Origin of the sequence: Desulfobacter sp., from assembly GCA_028768545.1 — a bacterium.
GTDB lineage: Bacteria > Desulfobacterota > Desulfobacteria > Desulfobacterales > Desulfobacteraceae > Desulfobacter.
Window position 1 is genome coordinate 2,979,150 of sequence record CP054838.1, and the last position, 15,002, is coordinate 2,994,151.

Annotated in this window: 15 protein-coding genes; 9 read left to right on the plus strand and 6 right to left on the minus strand. The window is 48.1% G+C overall.

Annotation, left to right across the window (positions count from 1 at the left end):
* The first annotated feature begins 226 nt into the window (after positions 1–226).
* Positions 227–490, plus strand: coding sequence for a hypothetical protein (locus tag HUN05_14470; protein WDP86182.1), 264 nt, complete (start codon positions 227–229; stop codon positions 488–490).
* 33 nt (positions 491–523) lie between these two features.
* On the opposite strand, the gene HUN05_14475 is transcribed toward HUN05_14470, so the two are convergent.
* Both HUN05_14475 and HUN05_14480 read right to left on the minus strand, forming a co-directional pair.
* A complete protein-coding gene (locus HUN05_14475; protein WDP86183.1) occupies positions 524–1,141 on the minus strand; it encodes a ribonuclease HI in 618 nt (205 codons plus the stop codon).
* Between the two features lie 43 nt (positions 1,142–1,184).
* On the minus strand, positions 1,185–2,357 hold the full coding sequence (locus tag HUN05_14480) for a DUF1343 domain-containing protein (protein WDP86184.1): 1,173 nt from the start codon (positions 2,355–2,357) through the stop codon (positions 1,185–1,187).
* Between the two features lie 127 nt (positions 2,358–2,484).
* Between HUN05_14480 and HUN05_14485 the strand changes: the two genes are divergently transcribed.
* From HUN05_14485 to sppA, 4 genes are all read left to right on the plus strand, one after another.
* Positions 2,485–3,576 carry a histidinol-phosphate transaminase gene (locus tag HUN05_14485; GenBank protein ID WDP86185.1) on the plus strand — a complete coding sequence of 364 codons (1,092 nt, stop codon included), beginning with the start codon at positions 2,485–2,487 and terminating at the stop codon, positions 3,574–3,576.
* A 3-nt stretch (positions 3,577–3,579) separates the two neighbouring features.
* Positions 3,580–4,239, plus strand: coding sequence for a (d)CMP kinase (locus HUN05_14490; GenBank protein ID WDP86186.1), 660 nt, complete (start codon positions 3,580–3,582; stop codon positions 4,237–4,239).
* 121 nt (positions 4,240–4,360) lie between these two features.
* Positions 4,361–6,175 (plus strand): 30S ribosomal protein S1, encoded by a 1,815-nt coding sequence (locus HUN05_14495; GenBank protein WDP86187.1) that lies wholly within the window; start codon positions 4,361–4,363, stop codon positions 6,173–6,175.
* A 119-nt stretch (positions 6,176–6,294) separates the two neighbouring features.
* On the plus strand, positions 6,295–7,197 hold the full coding sequence (sppA, locus tag HUN05_14500; protein ID WDP86188.1) for a signal peptide peptidase SppA: 903 nt from the start codon (positions 6,295–6,297) through the stop codon (positions 7,195–7,197).
* On the opposite strand, the gene HUN05_14505 is transcribed toward sppA, so the two are convergent.
* Positions 7,135–7,743 (minus strand): threonylcarbamoyl-AMP synthase, encoded by a 609-nt coding sequence (locus HUN05_14505; GenBank protein WDP88075.1) that lies wholly within the window; start codon positions 7,741–7,743, stop codon positions 7,135–7,137. The genes sppA and HUN05_14505 overlap by 63 nt on opposite strands.
* Positions 7,744–8,034: 291 nt before the next feature.
* Between HUN05_14505 and HUN05_14510 the strand changes: the two genes are divergently transcribed.
* Complete coding sequence (locus HUN05_14510) at positions 8,035–8,730, plus strand: universal stress protein (protein WDP86189.1); 696 nt, start codon at positions 8,035–8,037, stop codon at positions 8,728–8,730.
* Positions 8,702–8,974, plus strand: coding sequence for a universal stress protein (locus HUN05_14515; protein WDP86190.1), 273 nt, complete (start codon positions 8,702–8,704; stop codon positions 8,972–8,974). Before HUN05_14510 ends, HUN05_14515 begins: the two co-directional genes overlap by 29 nt.
* 119 nt (positions 8,975–9,093) lie before the next feature.
* Here HUN05_14515 and HUN05_14520 read toward each other — a convergent pair whose 3' ends face one another.
* From HUN05_14520 to HUN05_14530, 3 genes are read right to left on the minus strand one after another with little or no spacing between them, the layout of a single operon-like run.
* A complete protein-coding gene (locus HUN05_14520) occupies positions 9,094–10,185 on the minus strand; it encodes an ATP-dependent 6-phosphofructokinase (GenBank protein ID WDP86191.1) in 1,092 nt (363 codons plus the stop codon).
* Positions 10,182–11,321 (minus strand): glycerate kinase, encoded by a 1,140-nt coding sequence (locus tag HUN05_14525; protein WDP86192.1) that lies wholly within the window; start codon positions 11,319–11,321, stop codon positions 10,182–10,184. The genes HUN05_14520 and HUN05_14525 overlap by 4 nt, the downstream gene beginning before the upstream one ends.
* A 1-nt stretch (position 11,322) precedes the next feature.
* Entirely contained in the window at positions 11,323–12,147 is an 825-nt protein-coding gene (locus HUN05_14530; GenBank protein WDP86193.1) for a nitroreductase family protein, read from the minus strand.
* Positions 12,148–12,313: 166 nt separating this feature from the next.
* Here HUN05_14530 and HUN05_14535 point away from each other — a divergent pair, with 166 nt between their 5' ends.
* On the plus strand, positions 12,314–13,351 hold the full coding sequence (locus HUN05_14535; GenBank protein ID WDP86194.1) for an acetyltransferase: 1,038 nt from the start codon (positions 12,314–12,316) through the stop codon (positions 13,349–13,351).
* Positions 13,352–13,530: 179 nt separating this feature from the next.
* Positions 13,531–15,000, plus strand: a complete 1,470-nt coding sequence (gene guaB / locus HUN05_14540) for an IMP dehydrogenase (protein ID WDP86195.1) — start codon at positions 13,531–13,533, stop codon at positions 14,998–15,000.
* The last annotated feature ends 2 nt before the right edge of the window (positions 15,001–15,002 follow it).

Genomic DNA, 15,002 nt, shown 5'->3' on the forward strand with positions numbered 1-15,002 from the left:
TGGCAATATGATAATTTTTTATAACCCGGGAAAGATGGCTGAAAAAAACAAGGTTAACCTCTTGAAATAAAAGGGTGTTTTCCCATGGGCAGGCTGCCTTAAAAACGCCTTGATAAAATTAGGACCCTGTGCTATTTTTCTTCATCTATTGACACATGCATTTCTTGATTTAAGGTATAAGTCACTTATTCGATAATTAAGATGGTAAATTTAAGGAGGATATTTTATGAAAACGTTAATTGGCGGAGCTATCGCAGTTCTTCTCGGTGTTGTTGGTCTGGCGGTCTGGTTTGGTGAGTTTTTATCCCTTCTGGCAGGATGTCTTCCCCCTGTCCTATTGCTGGGCGGCGGTCTTGCCCTTTACCTTGGATTTGACGAGTTAAAAGATTCCTGGAAAAATGACGCCGGTGTTGACGCGCCTGTTGAAGATGACAAATCAAAAATTGAAGAACTTGAAAAAGAGTTGAGCGAACTGAAAAAAGAAAAATAAGGTTCGATAGTTAGTATACAAAGAGGGGTCGTTTTATGACGGCCCTTTTTTTTTGGCCGAGGTGGCCAGAAAATCCGCCACTTCATTCTCCTTGATCCCGGCGTGGCCCTTGACTTTGATCAGGGCAATGTCATCAAATGTGCTGAGCATGGCCTTGATTTCATTGGCAAGACCCTGGTTTGCCCGTGGGTGCCATTTTTGAGTCAGCAAGCCAACGGCATAGGCAGAATCCGTGTAAATTCGAATTGGCAGATCTTTCCGTTTAAGGCAGGACAAGGCTCTGCGGATGGCAGCAAGCTCTGCGATATTGTTGGTAGCCGTCCCGATACACTCTGAGATTTCTTTTCTATTGTCTTTATAGACGAGCAGCACCCCGATGCCCGAAGGCCCCGGATTTCCGGATGATGCCCCGTCTGTATAGATACGGATGCAATGTCGCACATCAGGATCTTGTTCAGGGGAGAGGGTTTGTTCCTTTTTCTTTTTCTGGCCGGCCGGCACGGCCTGGTCTTCAGGTTTAAGCGCGTTTTCATGTACCCAATAGTCATAATCCTGGTTTAGATTATACTTGATCAATGCTCTGTCTTTTTTCAAAAGAAGGCTGTTTTTTGAATCATGGGCCACCCATACCTTATTGCCCTTAAAGCTCATTCTTATCCACTGAATATCCGTGAATTGATCTGTATTTTCAGGTTTAGTCATAAAGATAAAATAATTTTGATTCTTCTTTAAAATGATGGAGTTCCTCTTGCCAGCCCGCCTCTAAATCCCTCAGACAGGCCTGGTTTGTCAGGGCCTGTCTCAACGAACAACTGCCCAGGATCAGATCCATGGGAAGTCTTTCATACTCGTATTCATAGGGGGGCGGTTTAAATTCGAATTTTTCAGGATAGGCTTTGATGATTTTCTGGACAAGGGTTAAAGAGCAGATATAGGGTTTGTATACCTCAGGCCGGGTCACATGGATGAAAAACCCCTGGCAGACCTGATGGGCCCATTTGCCTGATGTGGGTTCAAAACAGACCGGCCTTAAAAAAATGCCAGGAAAGGATTGTCCGATCTCTTTGAGCAGGGCAGGTGCATCCAGGTAGGGGGCGCCGAATTGTTCAAAGGGCTGGGTGGTTCCCCGGGCTTCTGAGATATTGGTCCCCTCCAAAATGACCTGACCGGGGTAAACCATGGCTGAAAAGGGCGTGGGCAGGTTGGGGGAGGGGGCAATCCAGGGCAGGTGTGTGTCCGGCCAATACATGCGGCGCTGCCACCCTGTCATGGGGATGATGGTCAAATCACAGCCCATGGCCTGGGTCTGGTTAAAGTAGAGTGATATCTCCCCGACGGTCATACCGTGGCGCATGGGGATGGGAAACCGTCCCACAAAAGAGGCAGAGTCTTTTTCCAGCACATTCCCTTCCACCTCAAGTCCGCCAATGGGATTTGGCCGGTCAAGGACCACCACGGATTTTTTGAGCCGGGCTGCCACCTCAAGACAATAGGAGATGGTATATATAAAGGTATAGACCCGGGTGCCCACGTCCTGGATATCAATGACAAGGGTGTCAATGTCATCAAACATTTCAGGGCTGGGAATCCGGGTTTCGCTGTACAGACTGTAAATGGGAATGTCAAGCCCAGGATCCCGCCCATGTTTTGATTCGATCATATTGTCTTGTTTTTCTGCAAAAAAACCATGCTGGGGGGAAAACAGCGCCTTGAGCTGGCCTGGGAAAAGCTGGTTGATACGTGTTTTGGCATGGATAAAATGGCGGTCCAAAGAGGCGGGATTTGCCAGAAGGCCGAGCCTGCGGTTTTTCAAACACTCTGGATTTTTTTGGTTCAGGCGGTCAAGTCCTGTGCACACCCTTGGCATAATGAACTTCCTTGTTAAGTTTCTTGTAAATTTTGGGACACCTTCCCTTCCTATCATAGGTATTGACAAAAATTCAAATCCTAACTAAGTAATAGTGTTTTATCATAACCCTAGGAGAAAGACTGCCATGAAATTTGAGATCAGTGCGCCTGTAAAAACCATCAAGCCTTATGAGGCAGGAAAACCCCTTAAAGAGTTGGAGCGGGAATACGGGATCACCCATGCGGTCAAGCTTGCATCCAATGAAAATCCCTTTGGTTTTTCACCCAAGGTAACCGAGGCGGTTGGGGCACAACTATCTGCCATGAACCGATATCCTGAACCTGTGGCCCACGGGCTTTGTCAAAAATTGGCAGACCGGTTCAAGGTTATGCCTGAGAATATCGTGCTCGGAAACGGGTCCGATGACATCATTGCCCTGCTGGCCCATGGCTTTTTAAATCCAGGGGATGAGGCCCTGATGCCGCTGCCTTCCTTTCTCATGTATGAGATCTCCGTTAAGACGGCAAAAGGGGTCCCTGTTATGGTGGATCTTGAGGATTTTACCACCAACCTTGAGGGGCTGGTGTCTGCCATTACGGATAAAACCAAAATGGTCTTTATCACCAATCCCTTTAATCCCACAGGTGCCACCTTGACAAGAGAAGAATTTGCAGACTTTGCCGACCAGGTGCCCTCGGATGTCCTTATTGTGGTGGATGAGGCCTATATTGAGTTTGTCAGGGATCCTATGGTGTATAACTCTTTGGAAAATCCTTTGGCAGATCCGCGGATTGTGACCTTGCGAACCTTTTCCAAAGCCTATGGACTGGCAGGGTTTCGCATTGGATACGGCGTGATGGACCCCTTTGTGGCAGAAATTTTAAACCGGATCCGGCAGCCCTTTAATGTGAATGCCATGGCACAGGTGGCTGCAGAAGCGGCCATCGATGACGATGTCTTTCTTGAAAAAAGCATACAAGGGACCCACGAAGGCATTGATTTTTTAACCCGGAATTTGGAAAAGATGGGGTTTTTCGTGCTGCCCACCCAGTCCAATTTTTTAATGGTGGATTTGAAAACCAATACCCAAGCGGTGTTTGAAAAAATGCTGGGCAAAGGAGTGATTGTCAGATCCATGGCATCCTATGGTTTTGATACCTTTCTGCGGGTAAATGCCGGAACCTTTGAAGAGAATCAAATGTTTATCAAGGCCTTAACCGAGGTGATCAAAGGATAAAAGATGAATTATAGAATTGTCACCATAGACGGTCCTGCAGGGGCGGGTAAAACAACGGTCTCCAAACGGCTGGCCAAGGTATTGGGATGTGTTTATGTGGATACCGGGGCATTGTACAGAGCCGTGGCCTATGAGATTGACAGGCAAAAGATAGACTGGGAAAATCCGGCTGCCCTTGATATATTTTTAGACCGCCTGGATCTTACCCTTGCCATGGAAGATCAAGCACTTGTGCTGACCTCTTCGGGCAGAGACATTACCCCGTTTATCAGAACACCGAAAATTTCAATGCTGGCCTCTGCCACCTCGGCACTGCCCAAGGTCCGCAGGGCATTGCTGGGAATTCAAAAGCAGATTTCCGCCACAAGGGATGCCGTGTTTGAAGGCCGAGACATGGGAACCGCTGTTTTTCCCGAGGCCCGGTTTAAATTTTTTCTCTCTGCCGATCTTGGGGTCCGGGCCCTGCGGCGGCACGATGAAATGGACGGACCTGAAAAAAATATGAGCCAAATCAAGTCGGACATGGCCAAACGGGATAATGATGATGCCAGCCGCAAGGCGTGCCCCCTTAAACCGGCGGCAGATGCCGTTTGTGTGGATTCCACCCACATGACCATTGATCAGGTGGTTGAAAAAATATGTTCTGTGATTGAAAAAGCTTAGAGAATCTCATTATCTGCTTGATTTTCCTTTACTCAATTGGTATACAGGTAAATTGTACTCATCTTTACAGTTTTTTTTGTGACAGGTGAGTAACAAAATTCGATTAGGGGGAATAATATTAATGAACGACATTGCTGAAGAAAACGAAAATCAAAACATGAATACTGAAGAATTAGAGACGCAGGACGCCGTGACCGAGCCTGAAATTGAACTCACCGGCGAAGAAACCATGGAAGAGCTTCTGGGCATTTACGAGTCCAGCCTGAGCAAATTTGAAGAGGGACAAGTGGTCACCGGAACCGTGATTTCCGTCGGCAGGGAAATGGTCCTTGTGGATGTGGGTTACAAATCTGAAGGGCAGATCTCTATTCAGGAATTCATTGACGAAGACAGCAATGTAAATGTCAACGTCAACGACGAGTTTGAGGTAATGATTGAAGTCTGGGATGAGGAAGAGGAAACCGTTCTTCTCTCCCGGGACAAGGCCAAAAAGGTCAAGGTATGGGATGCCATTAAGGTTGTCTATGATGATGACGGCACCATTGAAGGGGTTATTACCAGTCGGGTTAAAGGCGGTTTTTCCGTTGATATCGGACTGCAGGCCTTTCTTCCCGGTTCCCAGGCTGATTTGCGGCCCATCCGTAATATGGATGAGATGGTTAACCAGACCTATGAATTCAAGATCCTCAAGTACAACAAGAAAAGAAACAATATTGTCCTGTCAAGACGGGTGCTGCTTGAAGCGGAAAGAGAAACCATGCGCGCCACAACCCTGGCAGCCATTGAAAATGATAAGGTCATGGACGGTATTGTCAAGAATATCACCGAATACGGTGTATTTGTCGACCTTGGCGGTGTAGACGGTCTTCTGCATATCACCGATATTTCCTGGGGCCGGGTCAAACATCCATCAGAACTTTTTTCTGTAGGGGATAATATCACCGTAAAAATTCTTTCCTTTGACTTTGAAAAGGAAAGGGTGTCTCTGGGCATGAAACAGTTGACGCCTGACCCCTGGACTACAGCGGTTGATAAATATCCCATCAATTCCAAGGTTGAAGGCCGTGTGGTCAGTCTGACAGATTACGGTGCCTTTATTGAACTGGAAGAGGGCGTTGAAGGCCTGATCCATGTGTCTGAAATGTCCTGGACCCGCAAGATCCGTCATCCATCCCAGATGGTTGCGGTGGGTGAGCAGGTGGAAGCTGTGGTTCTGGATCTTAAACCGGACAACAGACGGATTTCCCTGGGCATCAAACAGACCGTTGACAACCCTTGGGAAGTTATTTCCCAAAAATACCCTGTGGGCACCATTATCGAGGGTAAAATTAAAAATATTACTGAATTTGGCCTGTTCATCGGTATTGACTATGACATTGACGGTCTGGTTCATATTTCCGATATTTCTTGGACCAAACGGATCAAGCATCCTTCTGAAGTCTACAAGAAAAACGATACCATCCAGGCGGTTGTACTTGACATTGACAAGGGCAACGAAAGATTTTCTCTGGGTATCAAACAGACCCAGGCAGATCCCTGGGAAACCGTTGCAGAACGGTATGAAGTGGGCAAGGAAATTTCCGGTGAAATCACCAACCTTACCGACTTTGGTGTGTTCGTAGAGCTTGAAGAAGGCATTGAAGGCCTGGTTCACGTATCTGAGATCAGCAAAGAAAACATCAAGAGCCCCAAAGAACATTATCAGATTGGTGACTCCATCACTGCAAAGGTGATGAATATCAATTCCGATGAAAGACGGATCGGGCTGTCTATCAAACGTCTTGAAGACGATGATGATGACAAGTATCTTGAAGAATTTGCCAAGAACACCAAGCCTTCGGCATCTGCATTCGGAGAGATCCTGAGAAATAATATTCAGGAAAAACTTGAGGCGGATAAGGCCCAGGAAGAAGCAGATAATACAAAAGACGAATAAAATGCCTTCTTGATATAGATTGCATCTTGTCAATGCTTTTGTAGGGCCGGATAAATCCGAATGGGTTTATCCGGCCCCTTTTTTTTTAATCATCCGTGTATATAGGAAATTTTAGCCTTATGTTTTCACGACGCCATCCGTTTTTATTTTTTTTATCCATTGTGTGCGGTTGTATGACCTTGGGTTTTTTAGGGCTGGTCTGCCTGATGATGATCGGGACCACTGTGATGAGTTCCGGTATGGGAGATCCTCTGGGAAATACCGAGGGGAATATCGGTATTGTGGAGGTTGTGGGGCCGATTATGTCATCCAAAACCATTGTTGATCAAATCAAAGCGTTTCGTGAAGATGATCAGATCAAGGCCATCATTTTAAGGATAGACAGCCCTGGCGGCGGTATCGGGCCTTCCCAGGAAATTTACAGGGAATTGATTAAAACCCGGGATCATAAAAAGGTGGTGGCCTCCATGGGGTCAGTGGCAGCTTCGGGCGGGTATTATATTGCCGCTGCCGCCCAGGGTATTGTGGCCAATCCCGGCACGATCACAGGAAGCATCGGGGTGATCATGGAATATGCCAATCTCATGGAAATTGCTAAAAAAATCGGGATCTCCCCTGTGGTGATCAAAAGCGGGGAATTCAAGGACATGGGATCCCCTCTCAGGGAACTAAAAGAGGCTGAAAAAGTATTGCTTCAACAATTGGTGGATGAACTCCATTCCCAATTTGTTTCAGATGCAGCGGTGGCCAGAAATATGAAGGCGGCTGACATGGCCAAACTGGCGGACGGACGGATTTATACGGGCCAGAAAGCCCTGACCCTGAAACTTGTGGACCGGTTGGGCAATTTGGATGATGCAGTGCAATGGGCAGGTGACCTGGCCGGGATAGACGGAAAATTGATTCCCGTTTATCCCAAAGAGGATAAGATGACCTTTATCAGGAAGCTTGCCGAGACCTTATTCAAAGATATCAACATTTCCGGCGCCATATCTGATAATTTCAGGTATGTCATCCACTAAAGAGACCACCGAAGAGGGGGCACCCGGCACTAAGCCCCCGTCAATAACCGCGTCCAGCCGTTTACCAAAGTAATCATGGAGCAAAGAGGGATTCTCAAACACTTTTCCATCCGGATCGGTGGCTGATGTTGAGATAATTGGGTTGCCCAGTTCCTTTGCCAGGATCAGAGCGGTTTTATTGTCCGGTACCCTGATGCCGGCTGTTCTTCTCTTGGTGAGCATGATTTTGGGCACCATTTTAGATCCGGGCAGCACAAAGGTATAGGGCCCGGGCAGTAGCCGTTTCATGTTCCGGTAGGCCAGGTTTGAAACCTTGGCATAGGTGGAAATGTCTTTTAGATCCGGGCAGATAAAGCTGAAAGGTTTGGTCTTGTTCCGCTGTTTGATGGCATAAATTTTTTCAATGGCCTTTTTATTCATGATATCGCATCCGATACCGTAAAAGGTATCCGTGGGATAGGCAACAATCCCGCCTTTTTTCAGAATATCAACCACCCTGAGGATCTGTCTTTCCTGGGGGTTATACGGATTTACTTTTAATAGCATGATCTGCCCGTAGGTTAAGGTTTTAGGCGTTTTTAATTCAATATTTTGGATCACAAAATGTCCAAAGGCACAGTATAGGTAAAATTCCACCCTGTCAATACAGGGGTTTAAAGCCTCTATCTTTGTTGTATGTGCAATTAAGCTGGGAAGGGAATTAACCCTTACTTTTTAATAGACTTTTTGCCGGCAATCTTCTAAAAATTAACCAGGACTATTCATCGAATTGAATCCAATACATTGATTGTTCAATCTTATTTCAGTTTAAAGGTAGAAAAATTTTGGAGAATTGCCATGGAGAAAAAAGTACTCATTCCGGTGGCTGATTGCAGAAGAACCCTGCATGCGTTAAAATACGGGGTACACGCCACTTCCTTTGTCAATAATTTATACTTTGTTCTTTTTCATGTCCAGCCCATGATTTCACTTTATTTGGAAGATGAGGCCAAAAAAGACCTGCATGTCCGGGCAAAGTTAAATAAACTCAAGGCCAAAAACAAGGCTGCGGCCCAGGCCATTCTTGAAAAATTTAAGGGGCAGATGCTTGAGCTTGGAGTTGATGAGTCAAGGATCGAGTTAAAAACCCAGGTCCGGCAACTGGGCGTGGCCCAGGATATCATCGAATTTGCCCATGAGAATCTGTTTGATGCCATTCTGATTGGGCGACGACGGATTTCAGGCATTCACAAGATCTTTGCCTCCAGCGTCTCTTCTTCTGTACTAGAGCGATCCCAGGTTTTGCCGGTGTGGATGGTTGACGGTGTTCCGTCCTCTTGTAAAATCATGGTGGCAGTGGATGGATCTGAATCTGCCTTAAGAGCCATCGACCATGTGGGGTTCATGGTTTCCAAAAACCCAGATATTGAGTTGACCCTTGTTCATATCACCAATACGGCTCAGAACTATTGTGAAATTGATTTGAATATCTCTCCTGATCCGGAGTTAGTAGAAATAAGAAATAGTGGAAAAAGGGGACAGGGCCTGTATTGATCGGTTTTACCCCCTGGCAAAAAAAAAGCTGATGAATATGGGGCTGTCAGAAGATCAGATCGGCTTTGAATCCATAAAAGGGGAGAGACGGCTGGGTAAATCCCTGGTCAACTACGCCCAACCCCATGGATATGATACCATTGTCATTGGCCGAACCGGTATTGACCGCGCTTTTTTTATGGGATCTGTATCCAGGCAGGTGATCAACCGGTTCTCAGAAGCAGCCCTTTGGGTGGTGAATTAATAAAAGATCAAGCCCTGGTTCGCAAGATCAAAACGGTTGGTTTGCAAGATCAAAACGGCTGGTTCATAAAATCAAAAAGATTTGGGATCCAGACCCGTCAGAACTGACGATTTCTTGTTCTATTGGACGTCTCCGAAACTGATACCCAGGGCCCTGGCCGTCATGACCAATTCGCCTTCAGGGTCGACGCAGCGGATTTTATTGACCGCTTCCTTTAAAGGAACCGTCCCCATCATTCCGTTGGGCCTAAGGGAGACCATTTTTCCAAATTGGTTTTGGGTCACCATGTGAACGGCTCTGACACCAAACCGGGTGCACAATTGTCTGTCCCATTGTGTGGGGGCGCCTCCCCGCTGGAGATGGCCGAGGACCACGCACCGGCTTTCTTTTTTTGTCAGGGTTTCTATCCGTGATGCCACGGCATGGCCGATCCCCCCAAGCCGGATCTCTCGTTCCTGACTGCCCTCGTGGGCGGCTACACGTTTTTTTTCCAGCTTTGCCCCTTCTGCCACAATCACGATGGTGAAATGTTTGACAAGGCGTTCTCGTTCCTGGATTTTTTTTTCAATGGCCTTGAATTCAAATTCAATTTCCGGAATGAGGATGATATCCGCCCCTCCGGCAAGGCCGGCATAGGCGGCGATCCAACCCGCATACCTGCTCATGACCTCGAGCACCATGACCCTGTCGTGGCTCTGGGCCGTGCTGTGCAGTCTGTCCAAGGCATCAACCGCACAGGCCACGGCAGTGTCAAACCCAAAGGTCTGGGCCGTGGCATCCAGGTCATTGTCAATGGTTTTGGGCACACCGACCACAGGAAAGCCCATGTCAAACATCTGCTGTGCCGTGCTCAGACTGCCGTCGCCGCCAATGACCACAAGGGCACAAAGTCCTAATTTTTCAAAGTTTTTTTGGGCCTGGTTCAGAGTGGCTTGGGGCACTTTTCGCTCCTGCCCATCCCCTGCCTTGGCTGAAAACCGTCCGGAATTGGCTGTTCCCAGGATGGTGCCCCCCCGGATCAGCAGCCCGTCCATGTCTTTAACTGTCAGGGGGTGCGCCTGGACCGGGGTGAGCAGGCCGTCAAGGCCCCCATGAATGCCGATGCTTTTATACCCGTTTAAATTTCCCGCCTTTACAATGGCCCGGATAACCGCATTAAGGCCGGGGCAATCTCCGCCGCCGGTAACAATTCCGATTTTTTTGTCTGTCATATGGATTTCCTTCCAGCCAAAAAGGCCCGAACTGCCTGCTGAGTGGCACGGCTTAAAAGTTCAAATGCATTTGTTTTTGCCCGGTCAAGGGAAAGGGGGCGGTTGCAGATGGAAAATACAGCATCTATTCCCAAATCGTGAAGTTCATTTATCTGGTCTCCCATGCCCCCGCAAAGCGCAATACAGGGAACCCCCTGGGCAAGCGCCTGTCTTGCCACACCTGCCGGGGCCTTGTTAAACCGGGTCTGTTCATCCATTTGACCTTCGGCCGTGAGAACAAGATCGGCTTTTTTCAGGTGTTGTTTAAATTCAACCAGATCAAGAACCAAATCAATACCGGGAACAAGATCTCCGTTGAAAAAAGCCTTGATTCCCCCGCCAAGCCCCCCTGCCGCGCCGGCGCCTTTAAGTGAAAAAATATCAATGCCCAGATCTTTGGAAATGATTTGGCCAAGGTGTTCAAGTCCCTTGTCCAGCGATTCAACCTGGGCTTTTGAGGCGCCTTTCTGGGGTCCGAATATCCTGGCTGCCCCCATGGGGCCAGTCAAAGGATTTTTTACATCACAGGCCGTCAAAATTTGAACTGAATGGATTCTTGAATCCAGATCGGTCCGGTCAATTTTGGCCACCTTGATCATGGAGGCTCCAACAGGGGGGAGGATGGCGCCCTGTGTATCAAAAAACTGATATCCCAGGGCCATTGCCGCGCCCATGCCGCCGTCGCAGGTGGCAGATCCCCCAATACCCAGAACGATTTTTTTTGCCCCTTTGTCCAAAGCCGCACGGATGAGTTCTCCTGTACCCAAGGTGGTTGCAGCCAAAGGATCCTGAAGGGCAGGGGGCAAAAGAGCAAGGCCTGAGGCCAGGGCCATTTCAATAACCGCGGTTTGTTTTTTCTCATTGAATAGAAAATCAGCCTGAATTGGCCGCTGCCTTGGATCGTTCACACGGGTTGAGATCATCTGGCCGGCCATGGCCGGAATAAGGTCGTCCCCCCCGTCTGATACCGGTATTTTGATGATTTTGATATCCGCATGGATTTTGTTTATGCCCTCTGCCATGGCAAGGGCCGCCCGGTCGGGTGTCAAGCTGCCTTTGAACGCGTTGGGTGCGGCAATCAGGGTCAGGGGCGCCATCTTATTCTATCCAGGTGATTTTCGGGTCATTCCGATTGGGCATGCGGTGGTATTTAAATTTGGGGTAACCTGCCATCATCACCCCATAGGTTTTAAATCCCAGGTCTTTGCCCAGTTTTTGGGCAAGGGGTTCATACACCGAGGCTGCCCTTAAGAAATATCCGCACCAGCAGGTACCGACATCAAAGGACTGGGCCACAAGATCCAGGTAGGTCATGGCAATGGTACAGGCCTGGGGGGCCATGGGGTTGTTTTGCTCGCCCTGGGCAAGGATCAGGGTCGGGGCATTTCTGGTGACCACATCCATTTTGAATTTCCATGCCGCAACCAGCATGTCCAGATGAAGGGCTTTGGCAATTTTTGGGTTTTCCTTGCAGGTCAGCTTCATCCACTCTATGACCATGGCGGTATGTTCTTTGACAATATCCCGACCATTAAGGATTTTCCAGTGCACAGGCTGGGTATTATGGCCTGACGGGGCAAAGGATGCCAGCCGGATGATCTGATCCAGGGTTTGTTTGTCCACAGGAGTTTGTTTGAAATTTCGAATGGAGCGTCTTGACCGTATAAATTGTTCGGTCTGGGCAGGGGAAAGGTTAAAGGCCTTATCCTTTGTCAGGCAGTCCTGGGGCTTAAGATTTTCATGGGTGAGTGCGCCATGGGGGCAGACGGCAACGCAATGGCCGCAGTTGATGCACAGGGCCGCGGCATTGTCCGCAGCCACGGGAAATTTATCCTTTTTCCACTGAATAATGGCCATGGGACATTCAGCAGCACAGATTCCGTCTTTTTTACACAGGGTCTCATCAATGGTAATGATCGTCATTGCGGTTTTCCTTTGAATAATTAAGATCTTGGATCAGCTTTACCGGTGCTATACCAGATATTTTTGGATGAAACAATTGATATTTATCTGCTATGGAGGTAAAGCCTTAGGCAGATATCTTTTTATGTTAAAATTGATCATTAACCCAGAGGATCTACCTTTTATCATGCAAAAAAAAAGATGGTTTAAATGGACAATGCTGATCTTTGCGCTTGTGGTTTTATATCAGCTGGCACGCCCTTTTTTTATCCAAAAGGAATGGCAGGCCCGAAATTATGTTTATGACCGGGTAAAATCTGTTTTTTGGGAGGCCAATGAACAGGCAAGTCAATTGTACGGGCTTCGTCCCTATGAAAAAGGGTCTCATTTAATGGGAAAAGGGCCCATTGTCATTCTTGTCCACGGCCTGGACGAGCCGGGCCGGATATGGAGCAACCTTGCCCCTGTTCTGGATGAAAAGGGGTATGGGGTTTTGTTCATGAGCTATCCCAATGATCAGAATGTGGCAGCCTCGGCCAGGTTTTTTTTTGACTGCCTTAAAAAATATCCATTCAAGGACCAAAAAATGATTCATGTTATTGCCCATAGCATGGGTGGACTTGTGTCCAGGGAAATGCTGACCCACCCGGAAATTGACTATTTTTTTGAATCAGAAAAAGGTCGGCTGCCCAGGGTCAAAAATCTGATTCTGGTGGGCACGCCCAACCATGGGTCTGAACTTGCCCGTTTCCGGTTTTTCATGGAGATCCGGGACCAGGTCCAGAATTTATTTGAAAAAGATGGCCACTGGCTTCAAGGTCTTTTGGACGGAACCGGTGCCGCAGGCATTGACCTCATACCCGGCAGTGATTTTTTAACAATCCTCAACAGCCGTCCACATCCTTTAAATTCAGATCTCCATATCATTGCCGGAGTGATTTCTCCCTGGTCAGACCATGATATCCACGCCTTTATGGGCCATTTAAAAGTAAATGGGCCGGACAAGGGCCAAGCCCGGATAACAGGGTTTGAAAAGGCCCTGGTCAAAATCAATCATACCATAGGAGACGGTCTTGTGACCTTAGATTCAGCCAGGCTTGATTCTATTCCTTTAACCCAGGTTCAGGGCAACCATCTGACCATGCTTAAAAACATCCTCCCTGATTCAGACAAAATGCCGCCGGCCATTCCCGTGATCCTTGAAATCCTTGACCCCAAGTTGTAAAGGGGAAAATTTTTATGGCATTGCCTGGATAATGACCTTGTAAAAATTGGCTTATTTTGGTAAGAGTACGTGTTTATATACTAAATCTTGATTTTAAATTTGGCTGGCCATTTAAGTTCCCTTTAAATGCCCGGCCTTAATAGTATTAATAAACATTTTTTCCTTTCTGGAGGCTATTTATGTCCAATATATTACCCGAACAGGGGCTATCCTTTGATGATGTCCTTTTGGTGCCTGATTATTCAGCCATTCTTCCCGACGAAGTCACCACCCGTACACGGCTGACCCGGGAACTTGAATTAAACATTCCCATTGTCAGTGCGGCCATGGATACGGTGACCGAGGCCCTTGTCACCATCAGCATGGCCCGGGCCGGCGGCATGGGATTTATCCACCGCAACCTGAGTATTGAAGAGCAGTGCATTGAGGTGGACCGGGTTAAAAAGAGTGAAAGCGGGATGATTGTGGATCCTGTGACCGTACATCCGGATGCCACCATTTCAGAGGTGCTTGCCATCATGGCCAAATACCGGATTTCAGGTATTCCCGTGGTCGAGGAAGACAAGCTTGTGGGTATCGTTACCAACCGGGATTTACGGTTTGAGACCGAGCTTCAAAGATCGGCCCGGGAAGTTATGACCAGCGAAAACCTGGTGACCGTCCCTGAAAAATGCAGTCTTGAAGAGTCCAAGATCATGCTCCATAAACATAGGATTGAAAAACTGCTGGTGGTGGATCCCCAGGGCAAGCTCAAAGGCTTGATTACCATCAAGGATATTGAAAAAATCAGAAAATACCCCAATGCCTGTAAGGATTCATTTGGAAGACTTCGGGCCGGTGCTGCCATCGGGGTGGGCTCGGACATGATGGAGCGGGTGGAATCTCTTCTATCTGCAGGGGCGGATGCCCTGGTCATTGATACCTCCCACGGCCATTCCAAAAATGTGATTGATGCCATCTGCCGGATCAAGGCGGCCTTTCCCTCCTGTCAGCTTGTAGCCGGCAACGTGGCCACTGAATCCGGTGCCAAAGCCCTGATTGATGCCGGCGTTGATGCCGTGAAAATCGGTATCGGTCCCGGCTCCATCTGCACCACCCGTATTGTGGCAGGGGTCGGGGTTCCCCAGCTGACAGCGGTCCAGAACTGTGCGGCCATCTCTAGGAAAACAGGGGTCCCCATTATTGCCGACGGCGGGATAAAGTTTTCAGGTGATATTGCCAAGGCCCTGGGGGCCGGTGCCAATTCGGTCATGCTCGGCAGTCTGCTTGCCGGCACCAAGGAGAGCCCCGGAGAAATTGTGATTTACCAGGGCCGGTCCTACAAGGCCTACCGCGGCATGGGATCTGTGGAAGCCATGAAAAAGGGCAGTTCAGACCGTTACTACCAGAAAGATACCGGGGCTGACGAGGAATTGGTTCCCGAAGGTATTGTGGGCCGGATTCCCTACAGGGGAACGGTCAGGGAAAATATTGTCCAGATGATCGGCGGGCTCAAGGCCGGCATGGGATATCTTGGCGCTGCCACTGTTGAGGAACTCCATCAAAAGGCAAAATTTATCAGAATTTCAGCCGCAGGGCTCAAAGAGAGCCATGTCCATGACGTGGTCATTACCAAGGAAGCCCCCAACTATAGAGTGGAGAGCAACTAATT

Bases quoted from the DNA above. Each gene is read 5' to 3' on its own strand.
- HUN05_14525 (WDP86192.1), bottom strand. From the start codon at position 11,321: ATGGCGCCCCTGACCCTGATTGCCGCACCCAACGCGTTCAAAGGCAGC.
- HUN05_14520 (WDP86191.1), bottom strand. From the start codon at position 10,185: ATGACAGACAAAAAAATCGGAATTGTTACCGGCGGCGGAGATTGCCCC.
- sppA (WDP86188.1), top strand. From the start codon at position 6,295: ATGTTTTCACGACGCCATCCGTTTTTATTTTTTTTATCCATTGTGTGC.
- HUN05_14530 (WDP86193.1), bottom strand. From the start codon at position 12,147: ATGACGATCATTACCATTGATGAGACCCTGTGTAAAAAAGACGGAATC.
- HUN05_14510 (WDP86189.1), top strand. From the start codon at position 8,035: ATGGAGAAAAAAGTACTCATTCCGGTGGCTGATTGCAGAAGAACCCTG.
- HUN05_14485 (WDP86185.1), top strand. From the start codon at position 2,485: ATGAAATTTGAGATCAGTGCGCCTGTAAAAACCATCAAGCCTTATGAG.
- HUN05_14490 (WDP86186.1), top strand. From the start codon at position 3,580: ATGAATTATAGAATTGTCACCATAGACGGTCCTGCAGGGGCGGGTAAA.
- HUN05_14535 (WDP86194.1), top strand. From the start codon at position 12,314: ATGCAAAAAAAAAGATGGTTTAAATGGACAATGCTGATCTTTGCGCTT.
- HUN05_14475 (WDP86183.1), bottom strand. From the start codon at position 1,141: ATGAGCTTTAAGGGCAATAAGGTATGGGTGGCCCATGATTCAAAAAAC.
- HUN05_14480 (WDP86184.1), bottom strand. From the start codon at position 2,357: ATGCCAAGGGTGTGCACAGGACTTGACCGCCTGAACCAAAAAAATCCA.
- HUN05_14470 (WDP86182.1), top strand. From the start codon at position 227: ATGAAAACGTTAATTGGCGGAGCTATCGCAGTTCTTCTCGGTGTTGTT.
- HUN05_14505 (WDP88075.1), bottom strand. From the start codon at position 7,743: ATGCTATTAAAAGTAAATCCGTATAACCCCCAGGAAAGACAGATCCTC.
- HUN05_14495 (WDP86187.1), top strand. From the start codon at position 4,361: ATGAACGACATTGCTGAAGAAAACGAAAATCAAAACATGAATACTGAA.
- guaB (WDP86195.1), top strand. From the start codon at position 13,531: ATGTCCAATATATTACCCGAACAGGGGCTATCCTTTGATGATGTCCTT.